Consider the following 22619-nt stretch of genomic DNA (forward strand, 5'->3'; position numbering starts at 1 on the left):
ACGCAGCGCTTACGATGTCGTGAGGGTGTGGGAGAGTAGGACGCCGCCGGACAATCTTCCAGATTAGGCCACCCCCATCGGGGGTGGCCTAATCTGCGTTTCCCTTAAGCCGGCAAGGTCATGCTCGATCCTGGATGTAGTGGCCTCATCAAGGGGTTGATACCCCTACAACCAGGATGTTGCGCGATCTTGCGGGCTGCGGGCTGCGGGCTGCGGTCTGGGCGGGTCGGCGGACTGGGCGCCTGGTCTTGCGGGGTCAGTCTCGGGTCTGCATGCCGCCGCGGAGGTTGCGCAGCAGACCGCCGGCGTCGGTGACCGACCGGCCGGGGAACATCGCCATCACCACGCTGCCGTGATCGGCCCAGCCGCACACAGCGAAGTCGCCGCCCTCACCGCTGGTGCTGCCACACTTCAACACCCCGCCGAGATCGCCCGCGGGCAGCTCCCGCAGGCCGTTCACCGCACCGGTCTCGTCCGACATCAGGCGGAAGAGGCTGTCCAGGTCCCGTTCCGGCTGCCACAACAGGGTGGTGCCCCCGAAGATGAGCACCGAGCGCTTGTCGTCGGCCGGGTCGCGGTAGACAGTGCCGAAACTGCTGTCGAGTTCGATGTTCGCCGCCAGGCCGCTGCGCAGATAGTCGGCAGTGCTCTTCGCCCGCTCGCTGTCGTCGCGGGTCAGACCCGCCACCCGATCGGGTGAGGCCAGTTGGGTGTCCTTCTGCTGCGCCACCCGCCACCCACCGACACCGAGCACCCCGGCGCCGGCGAGACCGACCACCAGCGCGACCGCCCAACCGATCTTGCGGCGACGTGACCAGCCGCTGGACCGCTCGTCGGGGTCGCCTCCGGAGTCCCTGGTGCTCAGCTGGATCGGCTCTTCGGTCAGCTCGACCGGCTCGCGGCCGCCGTCGCGCGACCGCTCGGTGAGATGTGCGTCGGACATAGCCGACACCGTACGCGAACGGTAGGTGGCGCACGTCAGGTCTGTGAAAGCCCTCCGTAGACTTGTCCGGTGACCGAGAGACTGGATGCCCGACGCCCCGACGCCCCGACCCTTGCCGGCCAGTACCAGCCCGGTGAGGTAGAGCAGCGACGGTACGAGCAGTGGGTAGCCGGCGGGCACTTCCGGGCCTCCGCCGACAGCGACAAGCCCCCCTTCACCATCGTCATCCCGCCGCCGAACGTCACCGGCTCGCTGCACATGGGCCACGCGTTCGAGCACACGCTGATGGACGCGTTGACGCGGCGTAAGCGGATGCAGGGCTTCGAGGCACTGTGGCTGCCGGGCATGGACCATGCCGGCATCGCCACCCAGAACCTGGTCGAGCGTCAGCTCGCCGCCGAGGGGCTTTCCCGGCACGATCTTGGCCGGGAGAAGTTCGTCGAGCGGGTCTGGCAGTGGAAGGCCGAGTCCGGTGGCGCCATCCTCGGCCAGATGCGCCGCCTCGGCGACTCCGTCGACTGGGACCGCGAGCGCTTCACCATGGACGCGGGGCTGACCCGCGCCGTCCAGACGATCTTCAAGAAGCTCTTCGACGACGGCTTGATCTACCGGGCCAACCGGATCATCAACTGGTGTCCGCGCTGTCTCACGGCGCTCTCCGACATCGAGGTCGAGCACACCGACGACGACGGCGAGCTGATCTCGATCCGCTACAGCGACGAGGTCGTGGTGGCCACCACCCGGGCCGAGACGATGCTCGGCGACACCGCGGTGGCGGTGCACCCCGACGACGAGCGCTACCAGCACCTGATCGGCACCGAGGTCGAGCTGCCGCTGACCGGCCGCCGGATCCCGATCGTCGCCGACGCGCACGTCGACCCGTCCTTCGGCACCGGCATGGTCAAGGTGACGCCGGCCCACGACCCGAACGACTTCGAGATCGGCCAGCGGCACGACCTGCCCGCGCTGACCGTGATGGACGAGCGCGGCGTGATCACCGTGCCCGGCCCGTTCGAGGGATTGGACCGGTTCGAGGCGCGGCCGGCGATCGTGGCGGCGCTGCGGGAGCAGGGCCGGATCGTCGCCGAGAAGCGCCCGTACGTGCACGCGGTCGGGCACTGCTCGCGCTGCAAGACCACCGTCGAGCCACGGCTGTCGTTGCAGTGGTTCGTCAACACCGCCCCGCTGGCCCAGGCCGCGGGCGACGCGGTGCGCGACGGCCGGGTCCGCATCGAGCCGGCCGAACTGGCCAAGCGCTACTTCGCCTGGGTCGACAACATGCACGACTGGTGCATCTCCCGCCAGCTGTGGTGGGGGCACCGCATCCCGGTCTGGTACGGCCCGGCGGGCGAGATCGTCTGCGTCGGCCCCGACGAGGCGCCGCCGACCGGCGAGGGTTGGCACCAGGACGAGGATGTCCTGGACACCTGGTTCTCCAGCGGGCTGTGGCCGTTCTCCACGCTGGGCTGGCCGGAGCAGACCCCGGACCTGGCGAAGTTCTACCCGACCAGCGTGCTGGTCACCGGGTACGACATCCTGTTCTTCTGGGTCGCTCGGATGATGATGTTCGGCCTCTACGCGATGGACGGCCGGCCGCCCTTCGACGTGGTCGCGCTGCACGGCATGGTGCGTGACCAGTTCGGCAAGAAGATGTCGAAGTCGTTCGGCAACGTGGTCGACCCGCTGGACTGGATCGACAGATACGGCGCGGACGCCACCCGGTTCACGCTGGCGCGGGGCGCGAACCCCGGCCAGGACGTCCCGGTCAGCGAGGAGTGGTGCCAGGGCTCCCGCAACTTCTGCAACAAGCTCTGGAACGCCACCCGGTTCGCTCTGATGAACGGCGCGCACACCACTGGCGACCTGCCCCCCACTGAGCAGCTCTCCACCGTCGACCGGTGGATCCTGTCCCGGTTGGCGCACGTCACCGCCGAGGTCGACGAGCAGTTCGAGGCGTACGAGTTCGCCAAGGTGTGCGACCTGCTCTACCACTTCGCCTGGGACGACGTCTGTGACTGGTACGTCGAGCTGAGCAAGCCGGTGCTCGCCGAGGGCGGTGAGCGGGCGGAGGCCAGCCGCCGGGTGCTCGGGCATGTGCTCGACCAGCTGCTGCGGCTGCTGCACCCGGTCATCCCGTTCGTCACCGAGGAGCTGTGGCTCGCGCTGACCGGCGGCGAGACGGTGCAGGCCGCCGCCTGGCCGGTGGCCGACCGGTCGCTGGTCGACGACGCCGCCGAGGCCGAGTTGGTCGGCGTGCAGCGGGTGGTCACCGAGATCCGCCGGTTCCGTTCCGACCAGGGGCTGCGTCCCACGCAGCGGGTGGCTGCCCGCCTGGACGGGCTGTCCGGCGCGGGTATCGCCGCCCACGAGCCGCTGATCCGTTCGCTGGTCCGGTTGGATCCGGCAGGTGACGACTTCCAGGCCAGCGCCACGCTGGCCATGCCCGGCGCGGTCGGTGTCGCGTTGGACACCCGGGGGTCGATCGACGTGGCCGCCGAGCGGGCCCGGCTGACGAAGGACCGCGCGGCAGCCGAGAAGGAGGTCGCGCAGGCCCGGGCGAAGCTCGACAACCCGGCCTTCATCGGCAAGGCCCCCGAGCCGGTGGTCGCGAAGATCCGCGACCGGCTCGCCACCGCCGAGGCCGACCTGGTCCGGATCAACGCTGCTCTGGAGACACTGCCCTCGTGACCGACCGTAACGAATTCGCCGCCGTCGAGGCCGAGCTGAACGCCCGTGGTTTCACCCGCATGGTCTTCGAGCTGGACCGGATCGAGTCGCTGCTCGACCTGCTCGGCAGTCCGCAGCGGGCGTACCCGGCGATCCACCTGACCGGCACCAACGGCAAGACCTCCACCGCGCGGATGATCGACTCGCTGTTGCGGGCGCACGGGCTGCACACCGGGCGCTACACCAGCCCGCATCTGGAGACCGTCCGGGAGCGGATCAGCCTGGACGGGGAGCCGGTCAGCGAGGAACGGTTCGCGTCGGTGTACCGGGAGATCAAGCCACTGGCCGAGCTGGTCGACGCACGATCCGACGAGCCGCTGACGTACTTCGACATGACCACCGCGCTGGCGTTCGCCACGTTCGCCGACGCGCCGGTCGACATCGCTGTGGTCGAGGTCGGCCTCGGTGGCGCCGAGGACGCCACGAACGTCCTCCAGGCGGGAGTCTGCGTGATCACCCCGATCGGGCTGGACCACACCGAGTGGCTCGGTGACACGCTCCAGGACATCGCGCTGGCCAAGGCCGGCATCATCCACCCGGGGGCCACAGTCATCTCGGCGGCCCAGGAGGAGGAGGCCGCTGCTCCCCTCCTCGAACGCTGCGCCGAGGTCGGGGCCACGCTCGCTCGGGAGGGCGGCGAGTTCGGCGTGCTGGGTCGGGCGGTCGCGGTCGGCGGTCAGGTGCTCACCCTTCAGGGGCTGGGTGGCGTCTACGACGACGTGTTCATTCCGCTGCACGGTGCCCACCAGGCGCAGAACGCGGCGGTGGCGCTCGCCGCCGTCGAGGCGTTCCTGGGTGCGGGGGCTCGACGTCAGCTGGACATCGAGGCGGTCCGGGAGGGCTTCGCCTCGACCAGCTCCCCGGGTCGGCTGGAGCGGGTCCGTAACGCCCCGACCATCCTGCTGGACGGCGCGCACAACCCGCACGGCATGAAGGCCACGGTCACCGCGCTCCAGGAGGAGTTCGCGTTCAGCAAGCTGGTGGCCGTGATCGGCGTACTGGCCGACAAGGACGCGGAAGCGCTGCTGGAGCTGCTCGAGCCGGTGGTCGACCAGGTGGTGGTCACCCGTAGCAGCTCGCCTCGGGCGATGCCGACGGAGGAACTCGCCGCGCTGGCTGCCGAGATCTTCGGCGAGGAGCGGGTGGCTTCGGCCGAGGAGATGCCGGATGCGATCGAGCTGGCGGTGGCGATGGCCGAGGAGGACGTCCCCGGTGAGTTGAGCGGGGTCGGGGTGTTGGTCACCGGTTCGGTGGTGACGGTCGCCGACGCGCGCCGGCTGCTGAAGCGATGACCACCCCAGAGCGGGACCAGCACCCCACCGAGGACCCGACCGGCGCGCCGGTCGAGCAGCCGGCGGGGGAGGAGCCCACGGCCGGGCAACCGCGACGCTCCGGGTTACGCAACCCGGAGCGGGCGGTGCGCGGTCTCGGCGCTGGCACGCTCAGCCTGGAGGCGCTGGTGCTGCTGTTGGCGATCCAGCCGATCAGGGTGGTCGGCGGTGACCTCGGCGGCGCCGCGATCGGCGCGGTCGTGGCACTGGCGGTGGCCGCCGTGTTGCTTGCCGGCATGATGCGCCGCCAGTGGGCGTGGAACGCCGGCACCGTGCTCCAGGGCCTGCTGTTGCTGGGCGGACTGCTGCACTGGTCGCTGCTCGGGCTGGGCATCATCTTCGCCCTGGTCTGGGCGTACGCCTTGCACGTTCGCCGCGTCATTCTCGGCTGACGCCGGACCCGGCCGGCGCCGTCCGAAGGCGGGCCGGGTCAGGCGTCGGCGCGTTCGCGCCACTGGGTGAGCGCGACGCCGTGGCCGTCCGGGTCGCGGAAGGCCGCCGCCCACACCTCCAGCTTGGTGCCGCGGTTGACGACCCGGGGCGCGTACGTGAAGCGGACGCCCGACTCGCGCAACCGCTCGTACGCCGCCTCGATGTCGTTCACCTCGAGGTTGACGTGCACGAGTCGGCGGCTGATGGGCGCGGCCCCGGTCACCTCGCGCAGGACGATGCGGGTCGTCCCGGAGGCGAGGACGGCGTTGTGAGCACCCTGGTCGACCTCGCTGAAGCCGAGCACGTCGCGGTAGAAGCCGAGCGACCGGGGCAGGTCGGTGACCAGCAGGGTGAGGCCCACCCCGCTGATCGGCCCGGTCGGGTCCGCGGCCGAGGCGGCGTCGAACCCGAAGATCGCCTGGTCCAGTTCCTCGTCGGTCACTGTCGCGCGCGCGGCCCCGGTCGGTGAGGGATCGTCCAGTGGAAGATCGAGTGGGTCCAACGGGTCGACGACACCTGGGCCGGACCGCTGCGCGGGCGGAGGCTCGAAGCGTTGCGCGGTGGGCTGGTCGGCGGGGTCCTCGGCGGGTGGGGCGGTCGTGCCGCCCGCCTCCGACGCGTCGAACCGGTCGGCCGCGGGCTCGTCGAAGCGCTCCTCGGCGGGCGGGCGCGGCGCGGGAGTAGTCGCCCGTCGGGGCAGCCCACCGGCCTGCGGTTCGACGACGACGCCCTCCAACACCACCGGGCCACCCGGGCTCTGGTGCATCACCACGGGCTCGCGCTCCTCGGGCATGACGCCCGGGTCGTCGCGCCGGCTGTCGTCGCGCCGGAGGTCGTCGCGCCGGCTGTCGTCACGACGAGGGTCGTCACGCCGAGGGTCGGTGCGCAGCGGGTCACCGAGCGGGTCCCGGAACGGGTCACCGACCGGATCGCGGAAGTCGTCGCGGAAGTCGTCATCGGGCGCCCGGTCGGCCCACGGCGGCGCGTCCTGCTGGATCAGCAGGTCGTCCATCGCCTCCGCGTCGGCGAACTCCGGCGGGAGATCGGCGACGGCGGCGGCGGTCTCGGCGTGGGTGGGCACCTCGTCCCAGAGGACCTTGACGTGCCGCTGGTCGTCCAACGCGACCCGGATCGGCAGGGTCTGACCCAGCGACGGCCACTTGGAGACCGGCACCCTCGGCTCGATGATCTTCTTGGACCGTGGTGGCAGGCCAGGGGCGTCGATCACCAGTTGCAGTTCGCAGCGGCCGAACGCGTACTGGGTTGGTGGTTCGGAGGCGCTGTGCACATGGCCGACGCCGACGACCCAGGTGCGACCGCCGCCGCGTACTGTCGCCAGCGCGATCGCCAGCACCAGCAGGGCGACCCCGAGAGCCACGATGGCCCAACTGGTCATGCCCAGCCCGAACAGGACGACGAACGTGGCCACGGTGCCCAGCACCGTGCCGATCAGCTTGCGTACCGGCGCGATGGGTCGGTTCCCGCCATTCGCCACAGTGGACCTCCCGGGGGTCAGGGCCAGGCTAGGCCGAATCGGCCACCGGGGGAAAGACCGGCCGCCGCGCCGGCGCCGGGACCGGGTCGCTAGGCTGACCGTACCGATCCCAAGCGTTCAGCGCGTACAGGAGGAACCCAGCGTGTCCAGCAACAGCCCGGATGAGCGCAGCCTCGTTCTGATCAAGCCCGACGCGGTCCGCCGCGGCCTGGTCGGCGAGGTCCTCTCCCGCTTTGAGCGCAAGGGGCTGCGGATCGACGCGATGGCGCACCGGACGATGGATGCCGCGCTCGCCGACGAGCACTACGCCGAGCACGTCGACAAGGCGTTCTACCCGCCGTTGAAGGACTTCATGACCGGCGGCCCGCTGGTCGCCCTGGTGCTCTCCGGCGACCAGGTCATCGACGTGGTCCGCGGGCTGGTCGGCGCCACCGACGGGCGCAAGGCCGCCGCCGGCACCATCCGGGGTGACCTGTCGCTGTCCAACCGGGAGAACCTGGTGCACGCCTCCGACTCGACGGACAGCGCCAAGCGCGAGATCGCGCTCTGGTTCCCCGAGCTGGGCTGACGCCCACCGGCCCGGGCCGACCGACGACGACGCCCGGGTTCAGCCGACCGCCGGCACCTTCGCCGGGTTGCCGACCACGTAGATCCCGGTGATCCGTCCGTCGGCGGCGGCGATGGTCAGTGTGTAGCGACTGCCGTCCGCACGGGTGATCATCATCGCCGGTTCCCCGTTGAGCTCGACCGGATCCATCGTCACCCGGTGACGCGGGCCGTAGACCCCGGCGTAGAACCGGGCGATCCGGTCCGCACCGGTGACCGGGTTGAGGGCGGCCCGCACCCGACCGCCGCCGTCGTTCCAGGCGGTGGCGTCGGCGGCCACCAGGTCGGTGAGCCTGGCCAGGTCGCCGTCGCGGGCGGCGGCGAGGAACGCGTCCAGCAGCCGCTCCCGCTCCGGGCGGCTGGCGGTGAACCGGCGCTGCTCCTGCCGTACCCGCGCGGTCGCCCGGTGGTACAGCTGCCGGCAGTCGGCGACGGACCGGTCCAGGATCTCGGCGATCTCCGCGTACGGCAGGTCGAAGGCCGTGTGCAGGACGTACACCGCGCGCTCCGGCGGGGTGAGCCGCTCCAGGACGTGCAGCAACGCTGTGGAGAGCGAGTCGCGCAGCTCCACCCGGTCCAACGGCCCGAACGGCGAGGGCGCGGTCGGCACCGGCTCGGGCAGCCACGTCCCGACGTACGTCTCGCGGGCCGCCTGCCGGGCGCGCAGCCGGTCCACTGCCAACCGGGTGACCACCCGGGACAGGTACCGGCGCGGCTCCTCGACCCGGGCCCGGTCCACACCCAGCCAGCGCAGGTACGCCTCCTGGAGCACGTCCTCCGCGTCGTGCCGGCTGCCGAGCAGGCGGTACGCGAGCCCGAGCAGCATCGGCCGGTGCGCCTCGAGCGCACCGGCCGCCTCCGCTGCCGCCTCGGTGGTCACGCCTGGGCTGGAGGCTCCAGCCGCATCGTCACCCCGATCCGATTCCACACGTTGATTGTGGCAATCGCGATGACGAGGTCGGCCAGTTCCTTCTCCGACCAGACCTTCGCGGCGTCATCCCACACCTCGTCCGGCACCCCGTGCTCGCCGAGCCGGGTGACAGCGTCGGTGAGGGCCAGCGCGGCCCGCTCCCGCTCGTCGAAGAAGGGCGCCTCCCGCCAGGTGGCGACGGCGAACAGCCGCCGGCTCGACTCGCCCTCGGCGAGCGCGTCCCGGCTGTGCATGTCCACGCAGTACGCGCACCCGTTGATCATCGACGCCCGCAGCTTCACCAGCTCCAGCACTGTGTGGTCGACGTTCGTCTGGACGTACTTCTCCAACCCCATGACGGCCTTGTACGCCTGCGGTGCGACCTCGGCCGGGTTCATCCGTTGCACGACTACCTCCTGATCGGTCCGACGCCGGTACGACGGTCGGGCCGGGCCGGATCGTGACAACCGGGGGCTGTGACCCCGCTCATGCCGCCACGTTCGGGCCGCAGGCGGCCGTCGTGCAGGCGCCGCCACCTCATGATCAGCGGCGGTCGCCGCCGGGGGTGAGGACCGGCATGGCGGGCACCGTCCGCTCGGACGGGTCGTCGGCCGCGGCGGACATCGGCGCGGCGGGTGCTGGTGCGGCATCCGGTGTGGCGGTCGGGGTGCCGGCGGCCGCCTTTCCCCGTCCGGAGAACCGGCGTCCCACCCCGATCATCGGCTGCTCCACCCAGCGGTAGAGCAGGTCGGCCGCGAGCAGGCCGACAACGGTGGTGGCCACGAACAACCGGGTGCTGTGCCCGGCGTACGACGGGACCAGCGCGATCACCGTCGCCATGGCGAGGTACTGCACCAGGTAGAGCGAGTAGGAGCGTTCGCCCACCCACACCAGCGGTCGCCAGGAGAGCAGTTTCGTCGGCAGGCCAGGGGCCAGCATGGCGGGGAGCAGTAACGCCACGGCCACCGCGTACACGCCGATCATCGACTCCGCGTGGCCGTCCGCGGCGGGCGGCCAGTACGGCAGCGCCAGGTGCACGGCGATGAACCCGACGGCTACGGCGAGGGACGCCACGGGACTGGTCAACGGCCGGAACAGCGCGTACCCCCGGGGGTGGTGCAGGATGACCGCCAGCAGGCAGCCCACCAGGATCGACACGTAGTGGATCGGCCAGTAGGGCCAGTCCTTCTCGAACGGGATGAGCGCGACCAGAGCGGCGATGGCCAGCACCGTCACCGCCATCCGACGCAGAAACGCGGCGCGGACGAACGCGAACGCGAGCAGCGGCCACACCAGGTAGAACTTCCACTCGATCGCGATCGTCCAGGAGTGCGGGAACGCCTGGTTCGGCGCGAACTCGTTGACCATGAGCAGGTAGTACGGCATCGATTCGCGGAGCCTCGTGCTGGCGCCGTTGAGGTGCGCGAGGGCGTACATCGCGGCCAGCACCACGAGGTAGACCGGCAGGATCCGGAAGATGCGCCGGACGTAGAAGGAGCGCAACGACACCCGCCCCCGCGACTCCTCCTCGCGCAGCATCAACGTGGTGATCAGGAAGCCGGAGAGCACGAAGAACAGTTGAACGCCGACCCAGCCGGAGAGCCAGGTCCATCGCGGCCCCCCGAAGTGGAAGGCGACGACGATCACCGCGGCGATCGCACGGAGCCCGTCGAGGGCAGGGAACCGGCGCATCGCGCGGTAATCGGCGTAACTTATCGTGGCCACGCGCTGAATTCTGGGGAGCGGCACACAACGCGTCAAGGCGGCGCTCCCGCCCCTGGTCGGGTTCGCCGTCACTCGAAGGCGCGGCGGTGGGCGCGTCGAGTATCGTTGGACACCGTAAGGCGATGACCCGGCCATCACCGGTGAGCCTCCGGAAGAACAGCCGGGCAACCGGCCCAGTAGAACCGGACGGGTGCGGCCCGTCACAGCCGGTAATGAGCGGGCGGTCGATCCTGACCGCCAAGCGGGGTGGTACCGCGGGCCACCCGGGAGCGCCGTTCCAGGCGCACCCGGAGGTTCGTCCTCGCAGACCCACGTTGAGTGAGCTGCATGAGGAGAGCGACCCCCGATGGCCTATCCGTTGCACGACCCGACCGCCGCCGGTGTCCCGGCGAGCCCGGACCTGCCCGCGGTCGAGCGCCGGGTGCTGGAGCACTGGACGGCCGACAAGACCTTCGAGGCCAGCATCGAGGCCCGCCCGGCCGGCGACGACGGTAAGAACGAGTACGTCTTCTACGACGGCCCGCCGTTCGCCAACGGCCTGCCGCACTACGGTCACCTCTTCACCGGCTACGTCAAGGACGTGGTGCCGCGCTACCAGACAATGCGCGGCCGGCACGTCGAGCGGCGCTTCGGCTGGGACTGCCACGGCCTGCCCGCCGAGGTGGTGGCCGAGAAGCAGCTCGGGATCACCAGCAAGGCGGAGATCATCGACCTGGGCGTGGACCGGTTCAACGAGGCCTGCCGCACCTCGGTGCTGGAGTTCACCCAGGACTGGGAGCGGTACATCAACCGGCAGGCCCGCTGGGTCGACTTCGCCAACGACTACAAGACCCTCGACCTGGACTACATGGAAAGCGTCATGTGGGCCTTCAAGACCCTGCACGACAAGGGTCTGATCTACGAGGGCTTCCGGGTGCTGGCGTACTGCTGGCGGTGTGAGACGCCGCTGTCGAACACCGAGACCCGGATGGACGACGTCTACCGGGACCGGCACGACCCCACGCTGTCGGTGTGGTTCGAGCTGACCGCCGACGAGTCCGCGCCGGAGCTGGTGCGCGGGCCGGTCAAGCTGGGCGTCTGGACCACCACGCCGTGGACCCTGCCGTCGAACCTGGCGCTCGCCGTCGGGCCCGACATCGAGTACGCGGTGCTCGAACGCGACGGCGACCGCTACCTGGTGGGGGCGGCGCGGCTGGCCGCGTACGCCAAGGAGCTGGAGTCCTACGAGCAGGTCGGCACCGTGTACGGCCGGGACCTGGCCGGGCGCCGCTACACGCCGCTGTTCGACTTCCTCGTCGAGCAGGCCGGGGAGAACGCCTACCAGGTGCTCGGCGCGGAGTTCGTCACCACCGAGGACGGCACCGGGATCGTGCACCTGGCCCCGGCCTTCGGTGAGGACGACCAGAACGTCTGCAACGCCGCCGGCATCCCCACCATCGTCACTGTCGACGACCACACCCGGTTCACCGCGCTGGTCCCGCCGTACCAGGGTGAGCAGGTCTTCGACGTCAACAAGCCGGTGATCCGGGAGCTGAAGGACCGGGGGGTGGTGCTCAAGCAGGACACCTACACCCACTCGTACCCGCACTGCTGGCGCTGCGACACCCCGCTGGTCTACAAGGCGGTGTCGTCGTGGTTCGTCGCGGTGACCCAGTTCCGGGACCGGATGGTCGAGCTGAACCAGGAGATCAACTGGACGCCCGGCCACATCAAGGACGGCTCGTTCGGCAAGTGGCTGGCCAACGCCCGGGACTGGTCGATCAGCCGGAACCGGTTCTGGGGCTCGCCGATCCCGGCGTGGAAGTCGGACGACCCGAACTACCCCCGCCTGGACGTCTACGGCTCGCTGGCCGACATCGAGCGGGACTTCGGCGTACGTCTGACCGACCTGCACCGGCCGGCGGTGGACGACCTGGTCCGCCCCAACCCGGACGACCCGACCGGGCAGTCGATGATGCGCCGGGTGCCGGAGGTGCTGGACTGCTGGTTCGAGTCCGGGTCGATGCCGTTCGCGCAGGTGCACTACCCGTTCGAGAACGCGGACTGGTTCGAGCACCACTACCCGGGTGACTTCATCGTCGAGTACATCGGGCAGACCCGCGGCTGGTTCTACACGATGCACGTGCTGGCCACCGCGCTGTTCGACCGGCCGGCGTTCCGCAACTGCCTGAGCCACGGCATCCTGCTCGGCTCGGACGGGCGCAAGATGTCCAAGAGCCTGCGCAACTACCCCGACGTCTACCACGTCTTCGACGCGTACGGCTCGGACGCGATGCGCTGGATGCTGATGTCCTCGCCGGTGCTGCGCGGCGGCGACATGGCGGTCACCGAGGCGGGCATCCGCGACGCCGTCCGGCAGGTGCTGCTGCCGCTGTGGAACGTGTGGTACTTCTTCACGCTCTACGCCAACGCCGACGGGTACCAGGCGCGGCGGCGCACCGACTCCACCCACCTGCTCGACCGGTACGTGCTGGCCAAGACCAACGAGCTGGTGTCCACCGTCGGCGCGCAGATGGACGCGTACGACATCTCCGGTGCCTGCGCCACCGTCCGGTCCTACCTGGACGCGCTGACCAACTGGTACGTGCGCCGGTCCCGGGACCGGTTCTGGTCTGGTGACGCCAACGCCTTCGACACCCTGTCGACGGTGCTGGAGACCCTCTGCCGGGTGGTGGCGCCGCTCGCGCCGCTGACCGCTGAGGAGATCTGGCGTGGCCTGACCGGGGAGCGTTCGGTGCACCTGGCCGACTGGCCGGAGGCGAGCGAGTTCCCGGCCGACCACGACCTCGTCGCCGCGATGGACAACGTCCGGGCGGTCGCCTCGGCGGCACTGTCGCTGCGCAAGGCCAAGGGGCTGCGGGTGCGGCTGCCGCTGTCCAAGCTGACAGTGGCCTCGCCGGTCGCGGAGCAGCTGCGGCCGTTCGCCGACCTGGTCGCCGACGAGGTCAACGTGAAGACTGTCGAGTTCAGCGCGGAGCTGTCCGCGTACTGCGAGCAGGTGTTGACTGTGGTGCCCCGGGCGCTCGGCCCGCGGGTCGGCAAGCAGGTGCAGCAAGTGATCAAGGCGGTCAAGGCGGGCGAGTGGGAGCTGGTCGACGGCGCCCCGGTGGCCGCCGGCGTCACCCTCGCCGAGGGCGAGTACGAGCTGCGCCTGGTCGCCGCAGACGCCGAGCACTCCGCGCCGCTGCCCGGCGGCGAGGGCGTGGTGGTGCTGGACACCGATGTCACACCGGAGTTGGCCGCCGAAGGGCTGGCCCGCGACGTGGTGCGGGTGGTGCAGCAGGCCCGCCGGGACGCCGATCTGGACGTCTCGGACCGGATCGTGGTGTCGGTGTCAGCATCCGACGAGGTACGCGCGGCGGTGGCCGCGTACGTCGACTTCGTCTCCGCAGAGGTGCTGGCCGACTCGGTGGACTTCGTCGAGGGCCCGGGCGGCTCCGCCGTCGAGGGCCTGGAGGGCTTCGCTGGCGAGGTCGGCGATGGTGAGCGGGTAACTGTGGTCGTGCGCCGGGTATAACGGACCATCGCCAGGGTGCGGGCGCCTCACCACCTCCGTCCGGGAGGTGTGGAGGCGTCCGCTACCGTGACACCGCCTGTTCGCACCTGATCTGCCGGAGGACCAGTGCCCCTGCTCTACACCATCGGCAAGCTCACCGTGGCGCCCACGCTGCGGTTGGCGTTCCGCCCGACCGTGGAGGGGCTGGAACACGTGCCGGAGATCGGTGGCGCGGTCTTCGCCGGTAACCACCTCTCGGTGGCCGACGAGCTGTTCCTCGGCACGGTAGTGCCCCGGCACCTGGCGTTCTGGGCCAAGTCGGAATATTTCAAGGGCACCGGCGTGAAGGGTGCGATCTCCAAGTTCGTCCTCACCGGCCTGGGCGCGATCCCGGTCGAGCGGGCCGGTGGTCGGGCGGCGCTGTCCGCGTTCGACGCGGCGATCCCGGCGCTCAAGGGCGGTGACCTGGTGGTTGTCTACCCGGAGGGCACCCGCTCGCCGGACGGCAAGCTCTACCGGGGGCGTACCGGCGCGGCCCGGCTGGCGATCTCGGCCGGCGTGCCGATCATCCCGGTCGGCATGATCGGCACCGACAAGGCTCAGCCGATCGGTGCCCGGGTGCCCCGGCCGGGCACTGCCAAGATCACGGTTCGGTTCGGCAAACCGCTGGACTTCAGCGGCCGACCGGACGACCGCACGTCGCTGCGGCAGATGACCGACGAGCTGATGAGTGAGATCCAGAAGCTCACCGGCCAGGAGTACGTGCCCCGCTACGCCCCGCCGCGCGCCCACCCGGACCCGACCCGCGACGCCTGACCACGGCCGCGGGCCCTGGGCCCTGGGCTTCCGCCTTTCGCCGCCGCTCAGCCCCGCTCGGGTTGGACGATCTGGGCGCGCAGGGTGGCCAGCAGGTCGGCGCTGTCGGCGACGGAGAGTCGGGTGAACACGCCGGTGGCGATGCTGCCGTGGTCGACCGATGTGCAGACCACCACGGCACTGCCGTCGGCGCTACCCACCGCGCACCGTTCGTGCCTGCCCCGCACACCGGTGTCCACGCTCTCCGGGGCATCCAGCGCGTACCGCTCGGTGAGCCGGCTGATCTCGGCCTCCGCGTCCGACTCCGGGCTCACCCGAAAGCCGGTACCGCCGAAGACCGTCACCCGCTTGCCGCTCGTCGTGGCGTAGACGCCGGCGAACGTGTCCTCGGCCAGCCAGTGCTCCTTGCGGACCTCGTTCTCCAACTGTTTGGCGGTCTCCGTGCTGCTGCCGTCCTGCCGCAGGCTGAGGTCGTCCACCTGGGCGGGCAGTGCCGCGCGCGCCGGGTACTGGGCCGAGATCGGGAACCCGTAGTAGGCGGGGCAGCCACAGCAGCACGCCAGGGTGAGCAGCAGCAGCCACGGCCAGCGGCGTCGTCGACGGACCGGTACCGGCACGTACCCCTTGGGGGCCTGCCAGCCCGGCGGAGTCGGCGGTGGCGCGGTGGATCGCCGGCCCCGGCGCTGCTTCGGCACCTTCGGCGGCGCGGGAGGCGCGGGTGGCGACATCGGTCGGGCCGGCACCATGGGCCCGATGGCCTGCGGTGCGCGCGGGGCAGCCGGCGGCGGCACCGGGCGCGGCCCGGCGAGCGGCGGCACCGGGTGCGAAACGGCCGGGGGAGCGGGCGGACCGGACCACTGCCGGGTCTCCGGCGGCGTCGGATACGACGTCGTCGGTGGCAGCGGGGGCAGTTCGGCGGAGGGCAGGTCCCAGCCGCCGGTGTCCACGCCGGCCCACGGGTCGACCGGCGTCTGGTGCTCCGGCGGCCCGAAGGCGACCGGCGGGGGAGGGGTCGGCTCGGCCGACTCGCCCCAGCTGGACCGGCGTGGCAGCGGCGGCGGCACCGGGGCCGAACCGCTCCACCTGGGCGCCGGGACCTCCGCGGTGGCGGCAGGTTCCGGCTGGTCCGGGGGTTCCGGCTGGTCCGGGGACTCTGGCTGGTCCGGGGACTCCGGCTGGTCCGAGGGGTCTGGCTGGTCCGAGGGGTCCGGCTGGTCCGGGGGTACGGGTGGGGAGGTCGGCTCGTCGGCGACCGCCGTGTCCCGCTCCGGCTCCGCGCCCGGGGTGCTCCCGTCGGCCGGCCGTGCTCCCGGCTGGGGCTCCGGCATCGCGGCAATCTCCTCTCGCGCCGATCCGAGGTTAGTACCGCGCCGCCACCACCGCCGATCGGGCGTGCGCGCGATCGCCGCCGGAGGAACGCGTACCCTTGGGCATCATGAGTGCCCCGTCCACGACACCGCGCGCGGCCGCGACCAACTCCGTGTGGTCCCAGCTCGAGCCGCTGCTACCCCAGATCTCCAAGCCCATCCAGTACGTCGGGGGCGAGTTGGGTTCGGTGACGAAGGACTGGGACTCCGCCACCGTCCGCTGGGCGTTGATGTATCCCGACGCCTACGAGGTGGGCCTGCCCAACCAGGGCGTGCAGATCCTCTACGAGGTGCTCAACGAGCTGCCCGACACCCTCGCCGAGCGGACGTACGCGGTCTGGCCGGACCTGGAGACGCTGATGCGCACGCACGGCGTGCCGCAGTTCACCGTCGACGCGCACCGGGCGGTGCGCGGGTTCGACGTGTTCGGCATCTCCTTCTCCACCGAGCTGGGTTACACCAACATGCTCACCGCAATCGACCTGGCCGGCATCCCGATGCTGGCAGCCGACCGCACCGACGCCGACCCGGTGATCGTGGCCGGCGGGCACGCCGCGTTCAACCCGGAGCCGATCGCCGACTTCATCGACGCCGCGGTGCTCGGTGACGGCGAGGAGGCGGTCCTGGAGATCACGGCGATCGTCCGGGAGTGGAAGGCCGAGGGCTCGCCGGGCGGCCGCGACGAGCTGCTGCTGCGGCTGGCCCGCACCGAGAGCGTCTACGTGCCGCGCTTCTACGACGTCGACTACTTGCCGGACGGCCGGATCCAGCGGGTCGTGCCGAACCGGGCGGACGTGCCGTTCCGGGTGCACAAGCGCACGACGATGGACCTGGACGCCTGGCCGTACCCGAAGAAGCCCCTCGTTCCGCTGGCCGAGACGGTGCACGAGCGGTACGCGGTGGAGATCTTCCGGGGCTGCACCCGGGGCTGCCGGTTCTGCCAGGCCGGGATGATCACCCGGCCGGTGCGGGAGCGGTCGATCACCACTGTCGCGCAGATGGTCCGCGAGGGCCTGGAGTTCTCCGGCTTCTCCGAGGTCGGCCTGCTGTCGCTCTCCTCGGCGGACCACTCCGAGATCGGCGACATGTGCTCGGGCCTCGCCCAGCAGTACGAGGGCACGAACGTGTCGCTGTCGCTGCCCTCGACCCGGGTGGACGCCTTCAACATCGACCTCGCGCAGGAGCTGTCCCGCAACGGGCGGCGTACCGGCCTGACCTTCGCCCCGGAGGGCGGGTCGGAGCGGATCCGCAAGGTCATCAACAAGATGGTGTCGAAGGAAGACCTGATCCGTACGGTCGTCACCGCGTACACCAACGGCTGGCGGCAGGTGAAGCTCTACTTCATGTGCGGCCTGCCCACCGAGACCGACGAGGACGTCCTCGAGATCGCCGAGATGGCGCACGAGGTGATCAGGGCCGGCCGGGCCGCGACCGGCTCCAAGGACATCCGCTGCACCGTCTCCATCGGCGGGTTCGTGCCGAAGCCGCACACCCCGTTCCAGTGGGCCGCGATGGACCGTCCGGAGGTCATCGACCACCGGCTCAAGATTCTCAAGCAGGCCATCAACGCGGACCGCTCGTTGGGCCGTGCCATCGGCTACCGCTACCACGACGGCGAGCCGTCGCTCATCGAGGGGCTGCTCTCCAGGGGTGATCGCCGGGTCGGCTCGGTGATCCGCAAGGTCTGGGAGAACGGCGGCCGGTTCGACGGGTGGAGCGAGCACTTCTCGTACGAGCGCTGGGTGGACGCGGCGGCCGAGACGCTGCCGACGTTCGGGGTGGACCTCGACTGGTACACCACCCGTCAGCGCGACGAGCTGGAGGTCCTGCCCTGGGACCACCTCGACTCGGGCCTGGACAAGGACTGGCTCTGGCAGGACTGGCAGGACTCGTTCAGCGAGTTCGAGCAGGACGACTGCCGGTGGACGCCCTGCTTCGACTGCGGCGTCTGCCCATCCATGGACACCGAGATCCAGATCGGCCCCACCGGCAAGAAGCTGTTGCCGCTCACCCCGCTGGGTGGCAACGGCATGAAGGTCCCGTCGGGGCACTCGCACTCGCACCCCTGACCGGGCTGCCTTCGGGCAGCGCCGGCCGGCGGTGACCTCAGCACCCTCCACATCCGACATGTCGCCCAACGGGTCCGCGTCTCGCGGGCCCGTTGGCGCTGTTCGGGCTCGGCCCGCCCGGTGGCCGCACCGGACCATCCCGGAGATCGGCCGCCATCTGTACCACGTGCTGGTAGCTGGGGCTGCCCCGACTAGGTCAGACTCGATACGCTGCGTCTGACATGGACCGACCCGGCGGGTCGGGGACGGGGGAGGAAACGCATGGGGAACATCCCGCCGCCGAGCATCGGCGACCTGCAGGTCAGCGTCGAAGACCTGGACGCGGCCGCCACGTACGTCGAGCGGCTCCGGCAGTACATCGACGACACGCTCAAGTACGAGATGGAACGCATCAAGACGCGGATGAAGGGCGACAGCAACAACGCCCAGACCGTTCCGAACGGCACCCCGTTCGGCGCGTACGAGGACGCCGTCATGCAGTGGCGGGCCCTGGAGACGTCAACGGAGAACGTGGAAGCGCACCTCACGGCGCTCTCCCAGAAGCTCACCGCGCTCAAGGAGGGCACCGAGGAGATCGCCAAGGCGTTCCGCGACACCGAGGCGCGTAACGGCGCCAACGGCAAGGAGATCGAGCGACTGCTGGGCGAGGCGGCGCAGCCGCCCACTGCCAGCGGTGCACCCACCTACCCGTACACGGCCTGAGGGGGACGTCATGGCTGGAGGAACCTGGGAGCGGTGCGTCCGTGAGGTGACGCTCTCCGCCGACCCGGAAACGGTCGGATCGGTCGGAGCGGGATGGAGCAATCTCTCCAGCGGTCTGCAACAGCTGCGGGACGCGCTCGTCGGTCGCTCGTTCGTCGGCCCGATCGCGACGGGCCAGGAACGCCCACACGTCGGCGGTCTGCCCGGGATGCTCGCCGGTTGGAAGGGCAGTGGTGGTGACGCGTACCGCGAGCACCTGGGCAAGATCGGCAAGCAGATCGAGGATCTGATCACCGACACGACAAACGTCAGCGGCGCGTTGATGCGGATCGAGGGTGACATCCGTAAGTCGGTCACCACGATCCCGATCCCACTGATGGACGACTTCGGGTTCAACGAGTGGAGCCTGCCCAACGGCACCGAGCTCGACGATGCCCGCGACGGCGAGAGCTCGTCGGGGTTCCTCGCCGCGCTGCGCCAGGACTACCAGAACAACCCCGCCTCGTACGCCGACGGCGCCTTCCGCGACAAGGCCGACGACCTGGAAGCGACGATGAAGGTCGACGGCCAGGCCGGTGACCAGAAGCGGGGCGGCTGGTGGGACACCGGAGCCCACCTGGACAACTGGTACCGGGACAACCAGGATGCCGCGAACAGCGCGATGGCCCCGCTGCCCCTGGCCGTCGACACCGAGCGTCCGAAGCTCGCCGTGAACAGGCCGGACGGATCCGGCGAGTCGAACGACGTCGAGCGGGACACGCGGGTCCCGCCGACGGGGCGGCCCGACATCGGTGGTGGCGACTTCGGCGGGAAGCCCGACATCGGTGGCGGCCCCACGATCGGCAGCAGGCCACCGAGCATCGGCGACACGGGCGGTCCGACGTCCACCGTCGACCCGTTCTCCCCGACCAAGCCCGGTGGGATCGGCGATGGCTCGCCCACCGGCGGCACCGGTCAGTTCACACCCCCGTCGACCGGCTCCAGCTACCCGGGCTACCAGGACGGCGACACCGGCTACAGCAGCGGTCTGGCCGGTGCCAGCCCGAGTGGCGTCGGCGGTCTCGGTGGTGGCATCGGCGGCGGCGGGGTCGGCAGCGCCGGCCTCGGTGGCGCCGGCGGTGGTTTCGGAGGTGGGGCCGGCGTCGGCTCGGCCGGCGGGATCGGCTCTGGCGGTGGCCTGGGGGGCGGCGCCGGCGGCGGCATCGGCGTGGGTGGCATCCCCGGCATGGTGGGTGGTGGCAACGGAAAGCTGCCGCCGATGACGAGCGCCGCGAACGCGCTGCGCGCCGCGGCCGGCGCTGGCGCTGGCGGCGCCGGGATGGCGGGCGGCGCGCGTGGTGCCGGCGGCGCCGGAATGATGGGTGGCGGCATGATGGGCGGCGCGGGCGGCGCGGGTGGCGCCGGGCACGGCGGTAGCACCGGCTCCGAGCACTCGTCGTGGTTGACTGAGGATGACGATCCGTGGGGCCCCGGTGACGGGGCGTCCCCGGGTGTCCTTCGATGAGGATGGACGGATGAGGGTGAACGTCGGAAGCCTCCGGCCGGTGACCGCCTGCCTGCTGGCGGGGTTCCTGGTCGTGGGGGCCGCTCAGCCGGCGGCCGCCGCGCCCCGACGGGCCGAACAGTGGTATGTGGACGAGCTCCGGATCGAGCAGGCGCACAAGGTCTCGACCGGGCGGGGCGTGGTCGTGGCCGTGATCGACACTGGCGTCGAGGCGAGCCATCCGGACCTGCGCGGTCAGGTGCTCGCCGGTGGTCGCAGTTACGGCGCCTCCGGAGACGGCCGGTCCGACGACGACGGGCACGGCACGCACATGGCCGGCATCATCGCGGCGAAACCCAGCAGCGACGGGGTGGTCGGCGTCGCCCCCGGTGTGAAGATCCTGCCCATCAAGATGCGCAAGGACGGCGGGTCCTACAGCGACACGGGGATCGCCCGTGCCATTCGGATGGCCGTCGACGGCGGTGCCAAGGTGATCAACATGTCCATTGGTGGCCCGGGCCTCGCCAACCCGGTGGAGCAGGACGCCATCAAGTACGCGTTGGACCGTGACGTCGTCGTGGTCGCCGCTGCCGGCAACACCGCCCGGGGCAGCGTCGCCGTGGACAGTCCTGCCAACACCCCGGGTGTGATCGCGGTGACCGGAACGACCCGGGGTGGCGCGTTCTGGTCCGGCTCCGTCCAGGGGCCGGAGGCGGTGGTCGCCGCTCCGGGCGACGGCATCTACAACGTCCTCAACGAGCAGGGCTACGGCTGGGGCGACGGAACCTCCGACTCCACAGCGATCGTCTCCGGTCTCGCCGCGCTGATCCGGTCGAAATATCCGGACCTCAGCGCTCCCAACGTGATCAACCGGATCATCCGGACCGCCCGGGACGCGGGTCCATCCGGACGAGACCCGCAGTACGGCTTCGGGGTGATCGACCCGATGAGGGCGCTGACCGCGAGCGTGCCGTCGGTCGCCGCCAACCCGTTGCTCGACCCGGCGGCGGCGACCGACCCGGGCCCGGCCCGCACCGGGGACGCGGACGAGGAGTTCGACGTCACCCAGCACGGCGATCGCGGTGGTCCGACCGACCAGCAGGTCATGGTCATCGGCATTGGCATCGCCGTGGCGCTGGTGTTGCTGCTGGGGCTGGCGGTGTTCCTCATCTGGAACCGCCGTCGGTACCGGCGGGAGGCGGCACGGGCCGCCGACATCCCGGATGAGGTGCTCGACCGGGAGGCCCCCGGCGGGTATCCGCCGTCGGACGCGGACTACGCCCCGCCGCCCGGCTACCCGCCACCTCCCGGTCACGGCCCGCCCTCCGGCTACGGCCCGCCCTCCGGCTACGGCCAGCCGTCCGGTTACGGTCCCCCTCCCGGTTACGGCCCGCCGGGCGGGCCGCCGCCCGCCCCGCCGAGGGAGCGGTAACCGGTCCTCGATCATGGTGGCCGGCTGGTGACCTCCGCGTCACCGGCCGGCCATCGGCTTTCGCGGCGGGTGGTCACGAGCCCGTCGACCGGTTTGTGCCCGTCTGCCAGGGCGATCCGGCCGCCCCGGCTGCGTACCGTCACGAGCCCTGCGCCAGGATGGGCGGACACGCAGGTACACCCGAGGAGCCCACGATCGCCAGAAAGCCTCAACCCGAGGGCGGCCAGGCACCGGTCGTCCAGCGCGTCCGCATCCGGTACGCCAAGCGCGGGCCGCTGCGATTCACCTCGCACCGGGACTTCGCCCGGGCGTTCGAGCGCGCGCTACGCCGGGCCGCCGTGCCGGTCGCCTTCTCCCAGGGTTTCCACCCGCACCCGAAGATCTCCTACGCCAGCGCCGCGCCGACCGGGGTGGCGAGCGAGGCGGAGTACCTGGAAATCGCCCTTCAGGCGACAGTCGACCCGGACGCGTTGCGCGCCGCGTTGGACGCCGCGCTCTCGCCGGGGCTGGACGTCCTGGACGCCGTGATCGCCGAAGGGGGCAACCTGCCGGACCGGATCGAGGCGTCGCACTGGCACATCGAGTTGCCTGAGGTCGACACGGCGGTGCTGCGCGCCGCGGTGGACGCCTTCGTCGCGGCCGAGGAGGTGCTGGTCGAGCGGATGACCAAGCAGGGTCGACGCACTTTCGACGCCCGAGCCGCCGTGATGTCGATCGATGTCCAGTTGCCGACGCCGACGCCTTCCGGGGCGCCGGCCGTACCGTGTGCGATACTCGAACTGGTCGTGCGGCAGGTCACCCCGTCCGTACGGCCCGATGACGTCCTTTCCGGCCTCCGCGTGGTGGCCGACCTGGAGCCGCCGGTTTCGCCGAGGGTGACACGGCTGGCTCAGGGCACGTTGACCGCGCAGGGTGCGATCGTGGATCCGTTGGATGCGGACCGCGACGGGGCAGCCATCGTTGGGCACTGACCGACGGTCGGTGTTCTGGCAGGCAGACTTCGGCGGTCGCGCACCACGCGCGCCCGGCGGAAACACTTTTGCGGCGACCCTGCGTGGCAGCGCTCACCCGCGCCCGGGCTAGCC

17 protein-coding genes are annotated in these 22619 nt (G+C 71.1%); 11 read left to right on the top strand and 6 right to left on the bottom strand.

All coding sequences use genetic code 11. The features are described from left to right. Positions 1 to 256 precede the first annotated feature (256 nt). Entirely contained in the window at positions 257 to 943 is a 687-nt protein-coding gene (locus NIE79_RS10960) for a hypothetical protein (RefSeq protein WP_238678449.1), read from the bottom strand. Positions 944 to 1012: 69 nt separating this feature from the next. On the opposite strand from NIE79_RS10960, the gene NIE79_RS10965 reads away from it, so the two are divergent. The 3 genes from NIE79_RS10965 to NIE79_RS10975 are packed head-to-tail and all read left to right on the top strand — an operon-like array spanning position 1013 to position 5393. Further along, positions 1013 to 3631 (top strand): valine--tRNA ligase, encoded by a 2619-nt coding sequence (locus tag NIE79_RS10965; protein ID WP_238678450.1) that lies wholly within the window; start codon positions 1013 to 1015, stop codon positions 3629 to 3631. Continuing rightward, positions 3628 to 4962, top strand: coding sequence for a bifunctional folylpolyglutamate synthase/dihydrofolate synthase (locus NIE79_RS10970; RefSeq protein WP_238678451.1), 1335 nt, complete (start codon positions 3628 to 3630; stop codon positions 4960 to 4962). Before NIE79_RS10965 ends, NIE79_RS10970 begins: the two co-directional genes overlap by 4 nt. Further along, positions 4959 to 5393 (top strand): DUF4233 domain-containing protein, encoded by a 435-nt coding sequence (locus NIE79_RS10975; RefSeq protein WP_238678452.1) that lies wholly within the window; start codon positions 4959 to 4961, stop codon positions 5391 to 5393. Before NIE79_RS10970 ends, NIE79_RS10975 begins: the two co-directional genes overlap by 4 nt. A gap of 38 nt (positions 5394 to 5431) precedes the next feature. Here the strand turns inward: NIE79_RS10975 and NIE79_RS10980 are convergent, their stop codons facing one another. Then, positions 5432 to 6928, bottom strand: coding sequence for a VOC family protein (locus tag NIE79_RS10980; protein WP_238678453.1), 1497 nt, complete (start codon positions 6926 to 6928; stop codon positions 5432 to 5434). A gap of 142 nt (positions 6929 to 7070) precedes the next feature. Here NIE79_RS10980 and ndk point away from each other — a divergent pair, with 142 nt between their 5' ends. Beyond that, positions 7071 to 7496 (top strand): nucleoside-diphosphate kinase, encoded by a 426-nt coding sequence (gene ndk / locus NIE79_RS10985; RefSeq protein WP_088949743.1) that lies wholly within the window; start codon positions 7071 to 7073, stop codon positions 7494 to 7496. Positions 7497 to 7535: 39 nt separating this feature from the next. On the opposite strand, the gene sigJ is transcribed toward ndk, so the two are convergent. From sigJ to NIE79_RS11000, 3 genes are all read right to left on the bottom strand, one after another. Then, positions 7536 to 8414 (bottom strand): RNA polymerase sigma factor SigJ, encoded by an 879-nt coding sequence (gene sigJ / locus NIE79_RS10990; RefSeq protein WP_238678454.1) that lies wholly within the window; start codon positions 8412 to 8414, stop codon positions 7536 to 7538. Then, positions 8411 to 8842, bottom strand: coding sequence for a carboxymuconolactone decarboxylase family protein (locus NIE79_RS10995; RefSeq protein WP_274523936.1), 432 nt, complete (start codon positions 8840 to 8842; stop codon positions 8411 to 8413). The genes sigJ and NIE79_RS10995 overlap by 4 nt, the downstream gene beginning before the upstream one ends. A 145-nt stretch (positions 8843 to 8987) precedes the next feature. Next, entirely contained in the window at positions 8988 to 10169 is a 1182-nt protein-coding gene (locus NIE79_RS11000) for an acyltransferase family protein (protein WP_238678456.1), read from the bottom strand. Between the two features lie 346 nt (positions 10170 to 10515). Between NIE79_RS11000 and ileS the strand changes: the two genes are divergently transcribed. Beyond that, positions 10516 to 13686 (top strand): isoleucine--tRNA ligase, encoded by a 3171-nt coding sequence (gene ileS / locus NIE79_RS11005; protein ID WP_238678457.1) that lies wholly within the window; start codon positions 10516 to 10518, stop codon positions 13684 to 13686. A 105-nt stretch (positions 13687 to 13791) separates the two neighbouring features. Then, positions 13792 to 14481 (top strand): lysophospholipid acyltransferase family protein, encoded by a 690-nt coding sequence (locus tag NIE79_RS11010; RefSeq protein ID WP_238678458.1) that lies wholly within the window; start codon positions 13792 to 13794, stop codon positions 14479 to 14481. 47 nt (positions 14482 to 14528) lie between these two features. On the opposite strand, the gene NIE79_RS33670 is transcribed toward NIE79_RS11010, so the two are convergent. Continuing rightward, positions 14529 to 15809, bottom strand: coding sequence for a hypothetical protein (locus tag NIE79_RS33670; protein ID WP_274523924.1), 1281 nt, complete (start codon positions 15807 to 15809; stop codon positions 14529 to 14531). Between the two features lie 107 nt (positions 15810 to 15916). Here NIE79_RS33670 and NIE79_RS11020 point away from each other — a divergent pair, with 107 nt between their 5' ends. The 5 genes from NIE79_RS11020 (at position 15917) to NIE79_RS11040 (ending at position 22505) form a co-directional block, all read left to right on the top strand. Then, positions 15917 to 17917, top strand: a complete 2001-nt coding sequence (locus NIE79_RS11020) for a TIGR03960 family B12-binding radical SAM protein (RefSeq protein WP_238678459.1) — start codon at positions 15917 to 15919, stop codon at positions 17915 to 17917. Between the two features lie 261 nt (positions 17918 to 18178). Beyond that, the gene (locus NIE79_RS11025; RefSeq protein WP_238678460.1) at positions 18179 to 18619 is read left to right on the top strand and encodes a hypothetical protein; all 441 of its coding nucleotides are present in this window, start codon (positions 18179 to 18181) and stop codon (positions 18617 to 18619) included. 10 nt (positions 18620 to 18629) lie between these two features. After that, positions 18630 to 20123 (top strand): hypothetical protein, encoded by a 1494-nt coding sequence (locus tag NIE79_RS33675; protein WP_274523925.1) that lies wholly within the window; start codon positions 18630 to 18632, stop codon positions 20121 to 20123. A 10-nt stretch (positions 20124 to 20133) separates the two neighbouring features. Beyond that, positions 20134 to 21534 (top strand): type VII secretion-associated serine protease mycosin, encoded by a 1401-nt coding sequence (gene mycP, locus NIE79_RS11035; RefSeq protein ID WP_238678461.1) that lies wholly within the window; start codon positions 20134 to 20136, stop codon positions 21532 to 21534. Positions 21535 to 21692: 158 nt separating this feature from the next. Next, positions 21693 to 22505, top strand: a complete 813-nt coding sequence (locus tag NIE79_RS11040) for a TIGR03936 family radical SAM-associated protein (protein ID WP_274523926.1) — start codon at positions 21693 to 21695, stop codon at positions 22503 to 22505. The last annotated feature ends 114 nt before the right edge of the window (positions 22506 to 22619 follow it).

This window comes from Micromonospora trifolii (assembly GCF_022229005.1).
GTDB lineage: Bacteria > Actinomycetota > Actinomycetes > Mycobacteriales > Micromonosporaceae > Micromonospora > Micromonospora trifolii.